Origin of the sequence: Psychrobacter sp. PG1 (assembly GCF_014897815.1) — a bacterium.
GTDB lineage: Bacteria > Pseudomonadota > Gammaproteobacteria > Pseudomonadales > Moraxellaceae > Psychrobacter.
In genome coordinates this window covers 1-4,097 of record NZ_JABUZG010000004.1, presented here as the reverse complement: position 1 = coordinate 4,097, position 4,097 = coordinate 1, and the positions used below count along the sequence as shown (strand labels likewise).

Genomic DNA, 4,097 nt, shown 5'->3' with positions numbered 1-4,097 from the left:
ACTACGTTCTATGGGTAAGTAAACTACGTTCTATGGGTCGTGAGTGCCTTTATTAACAAGGGCTGTAGCGGACTTAAAAGCTATTAAAAGCATTAAAAGCATTAAAAGCATTTTTTCTTTTTTTTATTAACTAAGAAGATAAGCGCTTTGATCTATCTAAATTTGCAGTATTGGTATCTATCTGTACCTATAAAACAAGATTTTGGCTTAACTCTCGCATAGTAACCATCTTGACCTTTGACGACATTATTAACAACAACAGCCTTCTCTAAACGCTGATAATCAGCCTTACGTTGAGCTATTTCTGTTTTGCTAGGTACAAGTAGTAAAACAGACAATAACGTAAGGGCAAATATGCAAGCACAGATACCCCCTACGAGAGCAGAAGCCTTCCAGCTTAGCGATCTAGCAAACTCCTCTGATAACGCTTTGGTATATTGTTTAGCGCCTTCTTGAGCTTCCTTTCTAACGTTGGTTAATGTGTTTTTGGCATCATTAGCTAACTGCCGATTTTGATCTTGAAACTCAGTCGCAAAGAAGCTCAAACTCTTAAAGTTAGCATCAAACGTTTTATTCATTCTTGTAGACAATATGGATAAATCATTAATACTGGTGGTGGCTAGGTTTACAGTTTGTACTAAGTGATGATTGGCCTTAGCAACATGACCAGCCACGCCTTGTGTTAACTGGTTATGATAGTGATTCAGTACCGCAGACACTTCTTTGCTAACCTCTTTAGCCGCACCAATAGCAATCGCTGATTTGATGACATTCTCTCGTTCTTGATAATCCTTGAGCTGAGCTGTTAGATTGTTTACCAGCTTGGCGGTTGCTTCGTCTCTGTCTTTGGTGGCTTGATCTGTTGCCTCTATTTTTTCTAACAAGGCGGTATTATGTTCTGTCAATGTGGCAATGGCGGTAAGTAGGTCTTCAAGGTTGGGTGTCTCTGACATTTTTATCTTCCTAATCCATAGCTGTGGCTGCGGTTAATCTCATTACTGTAGTCTGCAATGTCTTTTTTTACGCTCTCAATGGCTATCTGTTGCGTCTGTTCGATAGTTTGACTGTGATTGTCTGTAAATGCACTTAAAGCACCTTGTAGGGCTGCTGTGTGCGTTTTACGCTCACTGGTATAGTGTATATTTTTAATCTCATTCAATGCTTGCTGTGATTTGTCGTTAACTAAGTCCGTCAACGCGCCACGCTCATTTGACGCAAGCTCGCGCTGTCTTTGTGTGGTGTTTGGGTTATCTGTGTATTTATCGAGGCTGTGCATGACTTCATTAGCGACTGAAATCGCTAAAATAAGTTTGCCGGTCTTGCTGTTTGGATCAATTCCTTTCTGCGTATACTGTTCTAATTGTGCCATTACAGCTGCATACAGTGATTTTTTGTCGGCAAGGAATTGCTTGTTTTCAAGCGCAAGCTGCCTTGCTCTGTCGGCTCGTGCCTGTTCAACGCGCTCACGTTCGGCTTGTTCACGTTCGGCTTGTTCACGTTTTTGTTGTTCGGCAAGCTCGCGCTGTCGCTGCTGCTCCAATGCTACCTCTTTTTGTTTTTGCTCATTCTCGCGTTTAGTCTTAATACCTTTTGCCATTGCCATCGCTTGTGCCACCGCATCTAACGTGGGGGCTTTAGGCTTTGGCGCAGATGGCGGTTCAGGATTTTTAATAGGTTCATCTGCTGCGGTTGCCATGCTTGGCGTGGGCGAATCGCTACTGATCGCCTGTATTGGTGGCGGTGTGGTGTGCTCAATATCTTTGATTTTATGACCATTAAAGATAATTTGTTCAGCGGCATCATTTACTGTCTGATTTTTGGCAAGTGCTACGTCCCACACCAGCTCGTTACGCTCGTGGATTATTTCGTTGATGGTGCCGAGCTGTGTTGCTGGCGTTTTATCAATCTCGTAGTGCTTGCCTTCTTCTTTGGCTTTCTCTGCTTTTCTTAGCTCTCGCTCGTATTTGTCACGTTCTAGCTTGGTAGCGACTGACCCCATTTTGAGCTGTGGCTCAATATCAATCCCTTGCGCGGCATAGCTGCGACTATCAATCAGTTTATGGTCATGCTCAGCCAGTTTTTCGTTGGCAATCTGCTCCCATATTTGGCGAACGTCTGTAATCTCATGGCTCACGCGTTCCATGCTAAGTGAACGCCGCTTTTTGTCTGATAGCTCAATAGTCGCTTTGTCGGTTAGTATGATTTCATTATTTTCGTCAAGCTCTGCGGTGCGCGTGGTAAACATGATATGGGCGTGATAGTTGCGCGGATCTGCACCGCGATCAATCTCTTTTTGAGTAGGCTCATGAATGGCGCAATCGGCAATGGTGCCGTAACGGTCGGCTAGGGTTTGGGCGAAGCTATGCGCTAACTCTTTTCGGTCTTCTGCGCTTAATTCATAAGGTAGATTGACTAGCCATTCTCTAGCCACTCGCGCATCTTTGCGCTTCTCGGCAAACTCCGCTTTGTTCCATAAATCACTACGATCAATATCAGCGCCCGTAGCAGCCAATGCTGTCGGCAAAATAATATCCGCACTCATCACGCCATGCTTTTTTGAGTAATCATGAGTTTTGCCATAGCGCTTATCTTCAAGCTCAACCCCTGCGCGATAGCTCGCACTGGCAACGGCACTTTGTCCCTTGCCTCGTGATATTGATTTAGTCGATGCGATGAAAATAGCCATTTCTACAAGCTCAGTTTTTTGGTTTTTAGCACTACGTCTTTTCGTAGTGCTGGGGGTGTGGGGGTTTACCCCTGCCGATGTTTTGATTTTATAAATGTATTACCGTAGGGAATAAACATTTGTAAAGTCGAAAACTCGCACTTAGTCAGTGGGACGCAACCATCCGTCAATTAACTATATCATAATAGATTAGATTGACAGATAAGGCTTATCAAATTTAATACTGACATTACGGATCAGACAGAAGCAAACTGGATAAAATGTGATTTAGGTGGCTAAATAGTCTTACTAGGAAACTTTTTAAATAAGAATACAAAAAAGATAAAAGTACTTATTGCAGATAATATAAAAATAATTAACTCAGAGGTACTGAACAAGTTAATAATATACCCTGAAGACGAACTAAGTAAGACGATATCAACCGCCCATAGTATATATAAAGGAAGATTTCGGTAAGGAATATGGGCGAGATACGCCAGTACAATTATACCTAGAAAAAAATGTACGACTAATATTTCAAACATAATTTTTAACCTGTATTTTCCTTGCTAGATATCGCTAAAAGAATGTAAACCACTATACTTATCCCTAGAGATAAGCCAATTAACACTAGAACACCGTCAAGAGTTATTGGATTACGTCTAAATAAATCCAACAGGAAATTCATCAGAAAAAATAGCAGACCTATAGTTATACTTGCCCATAGCTTTATTTTTTTACTTCTGTTAGCACTATTTCCTGATATAAAACCAACAATCATCGCACCGATTTCATCTATCATGAGATTCTTTTATATGAAGAGGTAGTAATACTGCATCAATTTTGTCTAAAAATAGCCAACGTAAGAACAATACTAGAAACATGCCTAACCCACCATAAAACATATCTAAACTGTATAGGTAACCAACATATAAAGCTAAGCCAATGGATAAAAGTCCGGATAAAAAAACGTTGGAATCCACATAATGTAAACATTCTGGACACTGATAAGTCTTAGATTTTTTAAAATCTAAAGGTCTTATTACTTTACCATGACAGCCAGGGCATTCTCTTGTAAACATAGCATCACAAATTCTGTTAATTGGTATTTCAAAGATTTGAAATACCAATCAGTTAAAGTCGATTATACTTAAAGTGTGGCTTCTTATCTTTTGTACTTACTACCATCTGCCTCCAGCACCACCATTACGTCGTTGGTTGCTACTCTTACCACTCCATGCCTTGCCAGTTTGGTATGTACCATAAACCAATCCAGCATTGGACATATGGTGTTTAGCTACTTGACTGGTTACAACACGACCTGCCAAATTTAGCGCAACTGGGAACCATGCTCCTTCAGTTGCTTCCATCTCTTGACTAGAGATAGATTTAACTTGTAAGTTTTCACTATCAGCAAACGCATATTATTATT

General features: G+C 40.9%; 4 protein-coding genes. All 4 read right to left on the bottom strand.

All coding sequences use genetic code 11. The annotated features are described in order from the left end of the window. Positions 1-152: 152 nt before the first annotated feature. Positions 153-953, bottom strand: a complete 801-nt coding sequence (locus INT03_RS00060) for a hypothetical protein (protein WP_193007080.1) — start codon at positions 951-953, stop codon at positions 153-155. A gap of 2 nt (positions 954-955) precedes the next feature. After that, positions 956-2,686, bottom strand: coding sequence for a MobA/MobL family protein (locus INT03_RS00055; RefSeq protein WP_193007079.1), 1,731 nt, complete (start codon positions 2,684-2,686; stop codon positions 956-958). Positions 2,687-3,215: 529 nt separating this feature from the next. Beyond that, complete coding sequence (locus INT03_RS00050) at positions 3,216-3,467, bottom strand: hypothetical protein (protein ID WP_193007078.1); 252 nt, start codon at positions 3,465-3,467, stop codon at positions 3,216-3,218. A 379-nt stretch (positions 3,468-3,846) separates the two neighbouring features. Continuing rightward, a complete protein-coding gene (locus INT03_RS00045) occupies positions 3,847-4,035 on the bottom strand; it encodes a hypothetical protein (RefSeq protein ID WP_144298162.1) in 189 nt (62 codons plus the stop codon). Between the last annotated feature and the right edge of the window lie 62 nt (positions 4,036-4,097).